The 13,209-nt window shown below is 64.5% G+C and carries 16 protein-coding genes and 1 pseudogene; 13 read left to right on the top strand and 4 right to left on the bottom strand.

The genetic code is table 11. The features are described 5' to 3' along the window. From F6S12_RS25615 to F6S12_RS25565, 11 genes and pseudogenes are all read left to right on the top strand, one after another. A pseudogene (locus F6S12_RS25615) lies at positions 1-185 on the top strand (heme ABC transporter ATP-binding protein CcmA); the annotation flags it as partial. Further along, a complete protein-coding gene (ccmB, locus tag F6S12_RS25610; protein WP_011060016.1) occupies positions 182-850 on the top strand; it encodes a heme exporter protein CcmB in 669 nt (222 codons plus the stop codon). The pseudogene F6S12_RS25615 and the gene ccmB, both read left to right, overlap by 4 nt. A gap of 90 nt (positions 851-940) precedes the next feature. Further along, positions 941-1,696 (top strand): heme ABC transporter permease, encoded by a 756-nt coding sequence (locus tag F6S12_RS25605; protein ID WP_072444213.1) that lies wholly within the window; start codon positions 941-943, stop codon positions 1,694-1,696. After that, a complete protein-coding gene (gene ccmD, locus F6S12_RS25600) occupies positions 1,693-1,869 on the top strand; it encodes a heme exporter protein CcmD (protein WP_011060018.1) in 177 nt (58 codons plus the stop codon). The genes F6S12_RS25605 and ccmD overlap by 4 nt, the downstream gene beginning before the upstream one ends. After that, positions 1,866-2,321 (top strand): cytochrome c maturation protein CcmE, encoded by a 456-nt coding sequence (gene ccmE / locus F6S12_RS25595; protein WP_011060019.1) that lies wholly within the window; start codon positions 1,866-1,868, stop codon positions 2,319-2,321. The genes ccmD and ccmE overlap by 4 nt, the downstream gene beginning before the upstream one ends. 3 nt (positions 2,322-2,324) lie before the next feature. Then, positions 2,325-4,313 (top strand): heme lyase CcmF/NrfE family subunit, encoded by a 1,989-nt coding sequence (locus F6S12_RS25590; RefSeq protein WP_011060020.1) that lies wholly within the window; start codon positions 2,325-2,327, stop codon positions 4,311-4,313. Beyond that, positions 4,310-4,846 (top strand): DsbE family thiol:disulfide interchange protein, encoded by a 537-nt coding sequence (locus tag F6S12_RS25585; protein ID WP_011060021.1) that lies wholly within the window; start codon positions 4,310-4,312, stop codon positions 4,844-4,846. Before F6S12_RS25590 ends, F6S12_RS25585 begins: the two co-directional genes overlap by 4 nt. Beyond that, positions 4,843-5,313: a cytochrome c-type biogenesis protein CcmH gene (locus F6S12_RS25580; protein ID WP_011060022.1), complete on the top strand. Its 471-nt coding sequence runs from the start codon at positions 4,843-4,845 to the stop codon at positions 5,311-5,313. Before F6S12_RS25585 ends, F6S12_RS25580 begins: the two co-directional genes overlap by 4 nt. Next, on the top strand, positions 5,310-6,521 hold the full coding sequence (gene ccmI / locus F6S12_RS25575; RefSeq protein WP_015634649.1) for a c-type cytochrome biogenesis protein CcmI: 1,212 nt from the start codon (positions 5,310-5,312) through the stop codon (positions 6,519-6,521). The genes F6S12_RS25580 and ccmI overlap by 4 nt, the downstream gene beginning before the upstream one ends. 14 nt (positions 6,522-6,535) lie before the next feature. Next, positions 6,536-6,937, top strand: a complete 402-nt coding sequence (locus F6S12_RS25570; protein WP_011060023.1) for a hypothetical protein — start codon at positions 6,536-6,538, stop codon at positions 6,935-6,937. Between the two features lie 119 nt (positions 6,938-7,056). Beyond that, the gene (locus F6S12_RS25565) at positions 7,057-8,199 is read left to right on the top strand and encodes a hypothetical protein (protein ID WP_315869451.1); all 1,143 of its coding nucleotides are present in this window, start codon (positions 7,057-7,059) and stop codon (positions 8,197-8,199) included. A gap of 70 nt (positions 8,200-8,269) precedes the next feature. Here the strand turns inward: F6S12_RS25565 and F6S12_RS25560 are convergent, their stop codons facing one another. Beyond that, positions 8,270-9,478, bottom strand: coding sequence for an MFS transporter (locus F6S12_RS25560; protein ID WP_041116710.1), 1,209 nt, complete (start codon positions 9,476-9,478; stop codon positions 8,270-8,272). Between the two features lie 245 nt (positions 9,479-9,723). Here F6S12_RS25560 and F6S12_RS25555 point away from each other — a divergent pair, with 245 nt between their 5' ends. Both F6S12_RS25555 and F6S12_RS25550 read left to right on the top strand, forming a co-directional pair. After that, positions 9,724-10,353, top strand: coding sequence for a hypothetical protein (locus F6S12_RS25555; RefSeq protein WP_183000592.1), 630 nt, complete (start codon positions 9,724-9,726; stop codon positions 10,351-10,353). A 134-nt stretch (positions 10,354-10,487) separates the two neighbouring features. Beyond that, positions 10,488-10,937, top strand: coding sequence for a RidA family protein (locus F6S12_RS25550; protein ID WP_315869450.1), 450 nt, complete (start codon positions 10,488-10,490; stop codon positions 10,935-10,937). Between the two features lie 65 nt (positions 10,938-11,002). On the opposite strand, the gene F6S12_RS25545 is transcribed toward F6S12_RS25550, so the two are convergent. The 3 genes from F6S12_RS25545 to F6S12_RS25535 form a co-directional block, all read right to left on the bottom strand. Then, on the bottom strand, positions 11,003-12,004 hold the full coding sequence (locus F6S12_RS25545) for a sulfate ABC transporter substrate-binding protein (RefSeq protein WP_011060028.1): 1,002 nt from the start codon (positions 12,002-12,004) through the stop codon (positions 11,003-11,005). Between the two features lie 90 nt (positions 12,005-12,094). Continuing rightward, positions 12,095-12,919 carry an ion transporter gene (locus tag F6S12_RS25540; protein ID WP_015634655.1) on the bottom strand — a complete coding sequence of 275 codons (825 nt, stop codon included), beginning with the start codon at positions 12,917-12,919 and terminating at the stop codon, positions 12,095-12,097. 21 nt (positions 12,920-12,940) lie between these two features. Continuing rightward, on the bottom strand, positions 12,941-13,209 hold a 269-nt coding region (locus F6S12_RS25535; RefSeq protein ID WP_315869449.1), incomplete at its 5' end, for an urea transporter.

The following is a 13,209-nucleotide window of genomic DNA, read 5'->3' as shown; positions in this document are numbered from 1 at the left end:
GCCCGCCGTTGTGGATACTCGACGAACCCTTCACCGCCCTCGACAAGCAGGGCGTGGCCCAGCTCGAAGAACACCTGGCGGGCCATTGCGAGCGCGGCGGCATGGTGGTCCTGACCACCCACCACAGCCTGGCCCGCATGCCTTCTGGCTACCGTGACATTGACCTGGGACGGTGGGCTGCATGAGTGTGTTTGCCCTGTTGGTGGCCCGTGAAGCGCGCCTGTTGTGCCGGCGCCCGGCGGAACTGGCCAACCCCTTGGTATTTTTCGCAATCGTTGTCGCACTGTTCCCCCTGGCCGTGGGACCTGAGACACAATTGTTGCAAACCTTGTCTCCGGGGCTGGTCTGGGTAGCGGCCCTATTGTCCGTCCTGCTCTCGCTGGACGGGCTTTTTCGCAGTGATTTCGAGGATGGATCCCTGGAGCAGTGGGTCCTTTCGCCGCACCCCCTGGCTCTTCTGGTTCTGGCCAAGGTACTGGCACACTGGGTGTTTTCCGGGTTGGCACTGGTCTTGCTCGCGCCCTTGCTGGCGGTGATGCTGGGGCTGCCTGCCGCCTGTCTGCCGGTGCTGCTGATGTCCCTGCTGCTGGGGACCCCGGTGCTCAGCCTGCTGGGCGCAGTAGGCGCGGCATTGACGGTGGGGCTCAAGCGTGGCGGCCTGCTGCTGGCGCTGCTGATCCTGCCGTTGTACATCCCGGTACTGATTCTCGGCAGTGGCGCCCTGCAGGCGGCATTGCAGGGCATGCCGGCAACCGGTTACCTGCTCTGGCTTGGGAGCCTGACCGCCCTGGCAGTAACCTTGACACCCTTTGCAATAGCGGCTGGCCTGAAGATCAGCGTCGGCGAATAATAATGAGGTCTGATCATTTTTTGATCACTTCTTTCTGAGAAAAGACCCAGGCTTTTCGACCACGAAAAGCACCCGTGATGGAAATAGTGAATGAACTGGACTTGGTTTCATAAGCTCGGCTCGCCTAAATGGTTTTACGGCATCAGTGGCAAGCTGCTGCCCTGGCTGAGTGTTGCCGCCGTGTTGCTGATCGGCCTCGGCGTGGTCTGGGGCCTGGCCTTTGCGCCACCGGATTACCAGCAAGGCAACAGTTTCCGCATCATCTACATCCATGTGCCGATGGCGATGCTGGCCCAGTCCTGCTACGTCATGCTGGCCGTGTGCGGTGTGGTCGGGCTGGTGTGGAAAATGAAACTGGCCGATGTCGCCCTGCAATGCGCGGCGCCGATCGGGCACTCGATCACCTTCCTGGCCCTGGTGACCGGGGCTATCTGGGGCAAGCCGACCTGGGGTTCCTGGTGGGTCTGGGATGCCCGACTAACGTCGATGCTGATCCTGCTGTTTCTGTACGCAGGTCTGATTGCGCTCAATGCCGCCATCAGCAATCGTGACAGCGCCGCCAAGGCCTGTGCGGTGCTGGCGATTGTCGGGGTGGTGAATATCCCGATCATCAAATACTCGGTGGAATGGTGGAACACCCTCCACCAGGGCGCGACCTTCACCCTGACCGAAAAGCCTGCCATGCCGGTGGAAATGTGGCTGCCGCTGCTGCTGACCTCGTTGGGTTTCTACTGTTTCTTTGGTGTGCTGCTGTTGCTGCGCATGCGCCTTGAGGTGCTCAAGCGTGAAGCCCGGACCAGTTGGGTCAAGGCCGAAGTCCAACGCAGCCTGGAGGCCGCCCGATGAGCTTTGCATCCTTCAGCGATTTTCTCGCCATGGGCCATCACGGCCTCTACGTCTGGTCGGCCTATGGCATTTGCCTGGTGGTCCTGGCTCGTGAGCTGGTGGCGCCGATCCTGGCGCGCAAGCGCTATCTGCAACAAGAGGCGCGTCGTCTGCGCCGGGAGAACGGTAAGTGAATCCGCTGCGTAAAAAGCGTCTTTTGATCATCCTGGCGATTCTGGTCGGTGTCGGCATTGCCGTCGGCCTGGCCCTCAGCGCGCTGAAGGAAAACATCAACCTGTTCTACACCCCGACCCAGATCGCCAATGGCGAAGCACCGCTGGACACGCGGATCCGCGCCGGCGGCATGGTCCAGGCCGGTTCCCTGCAGCGTTCCGCCGACTCCCTGGACGTGAAATTCGTGGTCACCGACTTCAACAAGTCGGTGACCATCACCTACCGCGGCATCCTTCCGGACCTGTTCCGCGAAGGGCAGGGCATCGTTGCCCTGGGCAAGCTCAACGCCGATGGCGTGGTGGTGGCCGATGAAGTGCTGGCCAAGCACGACGAGAAGTACATGCCGCCGGAAGTCACCAAGGCCCTGAAAGACAGCGGCCAATCGGCACCGACACCAGCGAAAGAGGGTTAAGCCATGAGTTCCGCACTGTTCGTTCCCGAACTCGGTCACCTGGCGATGATCCTCGCCCTGTGCTTCGCCCTGGTCCAGGCCGTGGTGCCGCTGCTGGGGGCCTGGCGCGGTGATCGCCTGTGGATGAGCCTGGCCCAGCCGGCTGCCTGGGGCCAGTTCGCCTTCCTGGCGTTCGCCTTCGGCTGCCTGACCTACGCTTTCATGAGCGACGATTTCTCGGTGGCCTATGTCGCCAGCAACTCCAACAGCGCCTTGCCCTGGTACTACAAGTTCAGCGCCGTGTGGGGGGCTCACGAAGGCTCGCTGCTGCTCTGGGCACTGATCCTCGGTGGCTGGACCTTCGCCGTGTCGGTGTTCTCGCGCCAGTTGCCCCAGGTGATGCTGGCCCGGGTGCTGGCGGTGATGGGCATGATCAGCACCGGCTTCCTGCTGTTCCTGATCATGACCTCCAACCCGTTTTCGCGGATCCTGCCCCAAGTGCCGGCCGATGGTCGCGACCTCAACCCGCTGTTGCAGGACATTGGCCTGATCGTTCACCCGCCGATGCTCTACATGGGCTATGTGGGTTTTTCGGTGGCCTTCGCCTTCGCCATCGCCGCTTTGCTCGGCGGCCGCCTGGACGCCGCCTGGGCTCGCTGGTCGCGGCCCTGGACCATCGTGGCCTGGGCCTTCCTCGGCATCGGCATCACCCTGGGCTCCTGGTGGGCCTACTACGAATTGGGCTGGGGTGGCTGGTGGTTCTGGGACCCGGTGGAAAACGCCTCGTTCATGCCCTGGCTGGTGGGCACGGCGCTGATCCACTCCCTGGCGGTCACCGAAAAGCGCGGGGTGTTCAAGAGCTGGACCGTGCTGCTGGCGATTGCTGCCTTCTCCCTGAGCCTGCTGGGGACTTTCCTGGTGCGTTCCGGCGTCCTGACTTCGGTGCATGCCTTCGCCTCCGACCCTGAGCGCGGCGTGTTCATCCTGATTTTCCTGCTGTTCGTGGTGGGTGGTTCGCTGACCCTGTTCGCCCTGCGCGCGCCGGTGGTCAAGAGCCAGGTGGGCTTCAACCTCTGGTCGCGGGAAACCCTGCTGCTGGGCAACAACCTGGTGCTGGTGGTGGCGGCCTCGATGATTCTCCTCGGCACCCTGTACCCGCTGGTGCTGGACGCCCTGACCGGCGCCAAGCTGTCGGTGGGCCCGCCGTACTTCAACGCGCTGTTCATTCCGCTGATGGCCCTGCTGATGGTGGTGATGGCGGTGGGCGTGCTGGTGCGCTGGAAAGACACCCCGGTGAAATGGCTGGTGGGCATGCTCGGCCCGGTACTGCTGGGCAGCGTGGCCCTGGCCGTGGTTGCGGGCATCGCCTATGGCGACTTCAACTGGGCGGTGCTGGCGACCTTCCTGCTGGCGGCCTGGGTGCTGCTGGCCGGGGCTCGCGACATCGTCGACAAGACCCGGCACAAGGGCCTGATCAAGGGCCTGCCGAGCCTGACCCGCAGCTACTGGGGCATGCAGCTGGCGCACCTGGGCATCGCGGTCTGCGCCCTGGGCGTGGTGCTGTCGAGCCAGAACAGCGCCGAGCGCGATCTGCGCCTGGCGCCGGGCGAATCCATGGAACTGGCCGGCTATCACTTCATCTTCGAGGGCGCCAAGCACTTCGAAGGGCCGAACTTCACTTCCGACAAGGGCACCGTCCGCGTGGTGCGCAATGGCAAGGAAGTGGCGGTGCTGCATCCGGAGAAGCGCCTGTATACCGTGCAGAGTTCGATGATGACCGAGGCCGGGATCGATGCCGGCTTCACCCGCGACCTGTATGTGGCCCTTGGCGAGCCCCTGGGCGATGGCGCCTGGGCGGTACGGGTACACGTCAAGCCGTTCGTGCGCTGGATCTGGTTCGGCGGCCTGCTCACCGGTTTCGGTGGCTTGCTGGCGGCCCTGGACCGGCGCTACCGGGTCAAGGTTAAAAGCCGCGTGCGCGAAGCGCTGGGCATGACAGGAGCTACGGCATGAGACGCTGGATGATGATGCTGCCCCTGGCGGTGTTCCTGGTGGTGGCGGTGTTCCTCTATCGCGGGTTGTACCTGGACCCGGCCGAACTGCCGTCGGCGATGATCGGCAAGCCGTTCCCGGAGTTCTCCCTGCCGTCGGTGCAGGGCGACAAGACCCTGACCCGCGCCGACCTGCTGGGCAAGCCGGCGCTGGTCAACGTCTGGGGCACCTGGTGCATTTCCTGCCGGGTCGAGCACCCTGTACTGAACAAGCTGGCCGAGAAGGGCGTGGTGATCTACGGCATCAACTACAAGGACGTCAACGCCGATGCCCTGAAGTGGCTGGCCGAATTCCACAATCCCTACCTGCTGGACGTGCGTGATGAGGAGGGCTCCCTGGGCCTGAACCTGGGCGTCTACGGCGCTCCGGAAACCTTTTTCATCGACGCCAAGGGCATCATCCGCGACAAGTACGTCGGGGTGATCGACGAAGTGGTGTGGCGCGAGCAACTGGCCGCCAAGTACCAGGCCCTGGTCGACGAGGCCAAGCCATGAAGCGCTGGTTAGCCGCCGCCATCCTGGGCCTGGGCATCGCCGGCATGGCCCATGCCGCCATCGACACCTACCAGTTCGCCAACGACACCGATCGCGAACGGTTCCACGAGCTGACCAAGGAACTGCGCTGCCCCAAGTGCCAGAACCAGGACATCGCCGATTCCAACGCGCCGATTGCTGCCGACCTGCGCAAAGAGATTTTCCGCATGCTCGGCGAGGGTAAGGACAACCAGCAGATCATCGACTTCATGGTCGATCGCTACGGTGACTTCGTGCGCTACCGGCCGGCCCTGACCGGCAAGACTGCCTTGCTCTGGTTCGGCCCCGCCGGGTTGCTGCTGGGCGGGCTGGTGATCATTGTCGTGATTGTCCGGCGTCGGCGCGTGCAGCGCAGCGACAGCCCGAACACGCTTTCCGTCGAAGAGCGTCAGCGCCTCGACCAACTGCTGGATAAAAACCACCCATGATTGATTTCTGGCTTGCGGCAGGCCTGCTGCTCCTGATTGCCCTGAGTTTCCTGTTGATCCCGGTATTGCGTGAGCGTCGCGCTCAGCGTGAAGAGGATCGTACCGCGCTGAACGTGGCGCTTTATGAAGAGCGCGTGGCCGAACTGCACAGCCAGCAGCAGGAAGGCGTGCTCAGTGCCGAACAGATGGACAGTGGCCGTGCCGAAGCCGCGCGCGAACTGCTGGCCGATACCGAAGGCAGCGCTAACGTGCGCACTTCGCGCCTGGGCAAGCCGCTGCCGTTGCTGGCCGCGCTGCTGGTGCCGGTACTGGGCCTGGGCCTGTACCTGCATTTTGGTGCCAGCGACAAGGTCGAGCTGACCCGGGAGTTCGCCCAGGCGCCACAGTCCATGGAGGAAATGACCCGGCGCCTGGAGCGTGCGGTAGCGGCCCAGCCGGATTCCGCCGAAGGCCTGTACTTCCTCGGCCGAACCTACATGGCCCAGGACCGGCCGGCGGACGCGGCGAAGATCTTCGAACGCACCGTGGCCCTGGCCGGGCGTCAGCCCGAGCTGCTGGGGCAATGGGCCCAGGCGCAGTACTTTGCCGACAACAAGCAATGGTCGGACAAGGTCCAGGGCCTGACCGACGAAGCCCTGAAAGCCGACCCCAATGAAGTCACCAGCCTCGGGCTGCTGGGGATCGCCGCCTTCGAAGGCGGGCGTTTCCAGGAAGCCATCGACTACTGGAAGCGCCTGCAGGCGCAACTGCCGCCGGACGACAACTCCCGCGCCGCGTTGCAGGGCGGTATCGACCGCGCCAGCGAGAAGCTGGTGGCCAGTGGCGGCAAGGTTGCCAGCGAACCTGCGGCCAAGGCTCAGGCCAAGGGCGCGGTGCTCAAGGTCAGGGTCGACCTGGCGGCCGAGCTCAAGGCCAAGGTCCAGCCGGGCGACAGCGTGTTCATCTTCGCTCGCGCCACCCAGGGCCCACCCGCGCCGCTGGCGGCCAAGCGCCTGACCGTGGCCGACTTGCCGGCCACGGTCGAGCTGGCGGATGCCGACGCGATGATGCCGCAGTTGAAACTGTCGAACTTCCCTGAAGTCCAACTGGTTGCGCGCGTGTCCCGCGCCGGCCAGCCGACGGCCGGCGAGTGGGTCGGGCGCAGCCAGCCTCTGGCCAGCAGCACCACCGCTGCCCAGCAGCTGACCATCGACAGCCCGGATCAATAATCAGAGAAGCCGCCATGACCGCCATCGCTCGTATCACCCTGTTATCACTGGTCCTGGGGTTGAGCGCATGTACGGTCCATCGGCCGGTGCCCACCAGCTCCGAGCCGATCCCGCCGGCAGGGCCGAGCACACGCCCGGCCCCGTCCACGGCGCCGGGTACGCCCAGCGCGCCGATCCCCGCCGCCAAGCCCCTGCCACGCACCTCCGCCAGCTTCGCGCCGCCACCGGGCGGGCACAGCCATTGGGATGCGCGGTTGGGGGTCTATGTGCTGGATGACCAGAGCAACACCTTCTACCGCCAGCGCACCTACTACCGCTGGAACAATGGCTGGAGCCGCTCCATCAGCCCTGACGGGCCCTGGGAAGACACCGATATCCATGGTGTGCCCGCCGGGCTTGGTCGCCAGTTCCAGTAACCCTGTCCGATAAGCGCAGAGGCGCAGGCCAGAGCCTGCGCCCGGGCTGGATTATTTAAGCCTCGGGATGCCTGGCCGATACAGCGGGGTGTTCCCGAGTATCAGCCGTTGAGCGCCCGATGAAGAATGACCTGAACAAACCCTATTTCACGCCGATGGTGTTCTGGCTTGCGCTGATCTGTGTGCTGTTGCTGGTGTATGGCTTTGGCCCGGCCGAGGTGCCGGAGCTGATTTACCTGTCGCTGGAGCCGGTGTGCCTGCTGCTGGCATTCGTCTTCATGTACTACTTCTTCTGCTGGAGCCTGATCTCGGTCTTTCGCTTGGGCGAGATCGGCTGGAAGCGCGTGGACTACGCCTGGCTGCTGCTTGCGTCCCTGGCCCTGATCAGCGCCACCCAGGCGGTGCGCGTGGACTGGTTCCAGACCGACTACCAATTGGCGCAGCAGGCCCAGGCCGGGCTGCAGCGGCGTGTGGCCACGGAGATTGAGGACATGCTGGGCGCGGAGCACTGCAAGGCGGCCATCGCTCGCTACGAGCCCCAGGATGCGGCCCAGGTCAGCAGCCTGTGCGAGCGTTTTGCAGCGCTGGAGCGCACCGCGGACGGGCGCCTTTCGGTCTTGGCAGAGGTCAAGGTGCAGCAGGCGCTGGAGGATATCCGCGGCGAATACACGGCGGCTCCCATCCGCCAATGGCTGCAGGGCTTGAGTGAAAGCATCAAGGAACTGGAGCAGCAGCGGGCCGAGGTGCGGCGCCTGTACGGGTTGGTAACGGTCAGCGCTACCGAGAGGCTCTACAGCTACTTCGTGCCCTTGCTGCTGGTGATCGCCCTGGCATTGCGCGCCTCCAAGGTCACCGGCGAAGTGCTGCTCAAGGCACCACGGCGGCGCAAGCTGTGGCTGATCATCAACCGCCGCGTGGTCATCGATGGCCTGGGTTTTGCCCGTGGCGCCCGGGCTCGGCTGGATGAAGCCCTGGGCAATTGGCGGGTAGCCCGTTGGGGCGTGGTGCACCTGGGCTGCGACTTCATGGGCGCGCCCGGCCCCCAGGACACCCCGGTCCCGGTCACCCCGGGCTTCTATGAAAGTGAATTCCAATTGGCCAGCCTGGCCGACTTCGACAGCAGCGAGTTCGTCGAATGGGCCGCGACCCAGACCATCGACACTCTGTACCTGGTGGGGGAAACCGATGCCGGCCTGATCGGGCGCCTGCGGCTCTGGGGGGCGGCGGCCAATATCGAAGTCCTGGTGCGCGAACGCATCTGAGGCGCCCGCTCCTGTGCAGCTTGCCTGCCCGGGCAACTCCGGGCAGGGGCAAGGGCGCCGCGCCTTTTCCTCAGGCCCGGGCCGGGCGGCGGTTGTCCCGCACCAGCAGGAAACGCATCAAGGCCAGCAGCGGGAAGGCGCTGCCCACCAGCACGATGCCCAGCCAGCCGCCATGCTCGTACACCGCACTGGCAATCGAGGAGCCAAAGGCACCGCCGATGAAGATGCTGGTCATGTACAGCGCATTCAGGCGGCTGCGGCTGTGGGCGTCGAGGGCGTACACGGCGCGCTGGCCGAGCACCATGTTCATCTGCACGCAGAAATCCAGGACCACCCCGGTCACGGCCATGCCGATCACGCTGTAGGCCGGATGCACCAGGCTGGGGATGAAGCTCAGGGCCGCCAGCAGCATGGCCAGCAGTGAGGCGATGCGGGTATGGCCGGCATCTGCCAGGCGCCCGCTGATGGGCGCGGCGATGGCGCCGATGGCGCCCACCAGGGCAAAGATCGCGATCTGGCTTTGGCTCAGGCCGTGCTGGCGCGCCAGCTCCAGCGGTGCGGCGGTCCAGAACAGGCTGAAGGTGGCGAACAGGCAACCCTGGTAGAAGGCGCGCTGGCGCAGTACCGGTTGCTGGCGCAGCAAGTTGCCCAGGGAATGCAGCAGTTGGCCATAGGTGGCGCTGTGGGCCGGCTGGCGCTTGGGAATGGTGAGCATCAGCACCAGGCTGATGGCCGCCATCAGCAGCGCCGCGGCGATGAACATCGCCCGCCAGCCGAAGTGGTCGGCCACCACGCTGGACACCGGCCGGGCCAGGAGAATCCCCAGCAGCAGGCCGCCCATGATCCCGCCCACCACCCGGCCCCGGGTTTCCTCGGGGGCCAGGTGCGCGGCCAAGGGAATCAGGATCTGCACCGACACCGAACTGAAGCCGATCAACAGCGACACCAGGAGAAAGGCATTGGGCTGCTGGATAAAGGCCGCGCCCAGCAGGCTGGCAATCGCCACCAGGGTGGTGCAGATCATCAGCCGGCGGTTTTCCAGCAAATCGCCCAGGGGCACCAGGAAGAACAGGCCCAGGGCGTAGCCGATCTGGGTCAGCGACACGATCAGGCTGGCCAGGGCGCTGGACAGGCCGAGGTCCGGGGCAATCAGCTCGATGATCGGTTGTGCGTAGTAGATGTTGGCGACTATGGCCCCGCAGCAGAAGGCGAACAGCAGCACCATGCCTCGGGTCATTGTCGCGCTGCCGGTGGGCAGAGCCTGGGTCGTGGAATTCATTGGCGATCTCTGGGGCAAGCGCAAGGAGCGAGGTCGGCAAGACCCCGTGGCAAAGCGATGGAGCGGGCCGGGTGGCAAAGGTCAGCGATCGAATGATGAAGGCCCGTTGAGTACCGGGGCGTGTCGCTGTCGAGGGGCGATGATACATTTACTTACATCCTGTTCGATAGCATGCTCATGCTCCCCCGGGGCCTTGCAGTCGACTGACGGGCTCTGTGCACCCATTGCCTTGAGGAATCCGTTCCATGAATCGGTCTTTGCCTGGTTTGTTGTGCAACCTTCAATGCCTGGCCCTGGCGTTCCTGCTGGGCAGCGCCGCGGCCCTGGCCCAGGATGCGCCGGGCATGCGCATTGGCGTACGCGGGGAAATCACCGGGGTCGGCGGCGACGTGGTGCGGGTGCACGTCAACAGTGGGGAGAATGTCAGCGTCGAGCTGACGCCCCAGACCCAGGTGCGTGCCGTGACCCTGGCCAATATCGAGGACATCAAGCCCGGCAGCTACATCGGCTCGGCGGCCATGCCCATGGCCGACGGCACCCTCAAGGCGCTGGAAGTGCATGTGTTTCCCCCGCAGTTGGCCGGTACGGGTGATGGCCACCGGCCTTTCGACCTGGCCAAGGGCAGCAGCATGACCAACGGCAGCGTCGGTGACCTGGTGGTGAGCAACGGCCGCACCCTGACCGTCAACTACAAGGGCGGCCAGCAGAAGATCCTGGTGCCGGACGATGTGCCCATCGTCAACCTGACTCCCGGCGACCGCAGCCTGCTCAAGGTCGGGGTCAAGGTGGTGATGTTCGTTACCCAGAGCGATGACGGCAAACTCACCGCGCAGTCGATCTCCGCCGGCAAGGATGGGGTCGCGCCGCCGATGTAGGCCGCTGCTGCACGGGGTTGCCACCAGGCGGGTGGGGGCTTGCATTGCCAAATGTTGCTGCGCGCGGGTTGCAGTGGAAGTCGGCAAAGGCTTGGTTTACGGTTTCCGGTCGTTCAATGCGCCGGGAGTGCCTTATGGAAAAGTCGACGTTCAACCCAGCCAGTGTGTTCAATTCCTTGCAATACGGTTTCAGCCAGGCGGTGGAGGTGCGCGGTGGGCGGCGCCTTCTGCTTTCCGGCCAGGTGGGTGTGGATGAGCAGGAGCGCACCGTGGGCCCGGGCCTGCGGGAGCAGACCGAGCAGGCCTTCGACAATATCGCCCGGGTCCTGGCCGAGGCGGGTGGCCGGCTGGCGGATGTGGTGATGCTGCGGATCTACATCGCCGAAGCGGCCCGCAACCAGCAGGAGCACATCAGCGCAGTCTTGCTCGAACGCTTTGCCAGCCAACCGCCGGCGTCTTCGTGGATCATCGTCAGCGGGCTGTCGCTGCCAGAGTGGCTGATCGAAGTCGAGGCGGAGGCGGTGCTGGAGGAGCGCCATCAGGCCGCCGAAGCGACGCTGTTCACTCCGGCGCGAGCCCTCTGAGCGCCATGCCTGGGGCATAAAAAAAGCGACCCCGGAGGTCGCTTTTTTCATTCACCCGCGAGGGGTCACTTGGCGTTGGTGTAGATCTGGTCGAAGATCCCGCCGTCGTTGAAGTGGGTCTTCTGCACGCTGCGCCAGTCGCCGAAGGTCTTCTCCACCGAGAGGAAGTCGACTTTCGGGAAGCGATCGGTGTACTTGGCCAGCACTTTCGGGTCCCGTGGGCGCAGGTAGTTGTTGGCGGCGATTTCCTGGCCTTCCGGCGACCACAGGTACTTGAGGTATTCCTCGGCGGCGGCGCGGGTGCCTTTCTTCTCTACCACCTTGTCCACCACCGATACCGGCGGCTCGGCTTCGGCGGACACACTCGGGTAGATCACCTCGAACTGGTCGCGACCGAATTCGCGGGCGATCATCTCCGCTTCGTTCTCGAAGGTCACCAGCACGTCGCCGATCTGGTTGGTCATGAAGGTGGTGGTGGCGGCGCGGCCACCGGTGTCGAGCACTGGCGCCTGCTTGAACAGCTTGCCGACGAAGTCCTTGGCCTTGTTCTCATCGCCGCCGTTCTTGAGCACATAGCCCCAGGCCGAGAGGTAGGTGTAGCGGCCGTTACCCGAGGTCTTGGGGTTGGGCACTATCACCTGCACGCCGTCCTTGAGCAGGTCCGGCCAGTCCTTCAGGGCCTTGGGGTTGCCCTTGCGGACGATGAACACGGTGGCCGAGGTGAACGGCGCGCTGTTGTTCGGCAGGCGGGTCACCCAGTTGTCCGGCACCAGCTTGCCGTTGTCCGCCAGGGCGTTGATGTCGGTGGCCATGTTCATGGTGATGACATCCGCCGGCAGGCCGTCGATTACCGAGCGCGCCTGTTTGCTGGAGCCGCCGAAGGACATCTGCAGGGTGATGTTCTCGTTGTGCTCGGCTTTCCAGTGTTTCTGGAAGGCGGCGTTGTAGTCCTTGTAGAAGTCGCGCATCACGTCGTAGGAAACGTTGAGCAGGGTCGGTGCGGCCTGGGCGACGCTGCCCAGGGCCAGGCCGGCGGCCAGTAGCGAGGCGCTGAAGAGTTTTTTCACTGCACATTCCTTTTGTTCGAGAGTGAAGGCAATTTGCCGCCGACTATAGCCGGGGCGCTATATCTCTTTAAAGATTAAAAAGTACTTTGCTTATTCCAGTTTCCTGAATAGCGCATTGCCGCAGCGGGAACAGAAGGCCGCGGCGGGTTCGTGGGTGTTCTTGCGGCACACCGGGCAGTCGTGCTTGAGCTGCTCGCCGCGCATGGCGCTGGCCAGTTCCGCGGTGAAGATCCCGGTGGGCACGGCGATGATCGAGTAACCGGTGATCATCACCATGGACGAGATCACCTGGCCGATCACGGTCTTGGGCACGATGTCGCCGTAGCCTACGGTGGTCAGGGTGACGATGGCCCAGTAGATGCCCTTGGGAATGCTGGTGAAACCGTGCTCCGGGCCTTCGACCACGTACATCAGGGTGCCGAACACCGTAACCAGGGTGCAGACGCTGAGCAGGAACACCAGGATCTTCTGCTTGCTGCCGCGCAGGGCGTCCAGCAGGTAGTGGGCCTGCTTGAGGTAGGGCGCCAGCTTGAGCACGCGAAAGATCCGCAGCATGCGGATGATGCGGATGATCAGCAGGTATTGGGCGTCGCTGTAATACAGGGCGAGGATCCCCGGAACGATCGCCAGCAGGTCCACCAGGCCATAGAAGCTGAAGGCATAGCGCAGCGGCCGGGGGGAGCAGTACAGGCGCAGCCCGTACTCGATGGCGAAGATCAGGGTGAAACCCCATTCGATGTAGGCCAGGACGTTGGCGTAGTTGCGATGGACCTCGTCGATGCTGTCGAGGATCACGATCACCAGGCTGGCGAGGATGATCAGCAGCAGGGTGCTGTCAAAGCGCCTCCCCGCCACCGTATCGGTCTGGAAGATCATTACGTAGAGGCGCTGCCGCCAGTTGTCGCTGTTGCCCATGGAAATCGCCTGAATCGAAAGTCAGCGAAGCCTAGGGGGATTTGCCGGGGGAGCGCAAGGCGCGTCGCCCCGCACGTTGCGGCCCAGCACCCGGTCGACGGTGTGCACCAGCCAGCAGGCCAGGACAAAGGGTGCGGTCAGGGGCGCAAGACCCAGGGCGACCAGCCCCGGGCTGATCAGCAGTGCCAGCAGCATCCCCAGCAGCGGCCGCCAGGGGTGCCGGGCCTGCTGGCCCAGGGCCAGGGCGACCAGGGCGCAGTTGTAGCCGCCCAGGCCCTGCAGGGCCTGGG

Origin of the sequence: Pseudomonas sp. JV245A, assembly GCF_032424515.1 — a bacterium.
Lineage (GTDB): Bacteria > Pseudomonadota > Gammaproteobacteria > Pseudomonadales > Pseudomonadaceae > Aquipseudomonas > Aquipseudomonas protegens.
The sequence above is the reverse complement of the archived record's forward strand: the minus strand, read 5'-3'. Positions and strand labels throughout refer to the sequence as shown.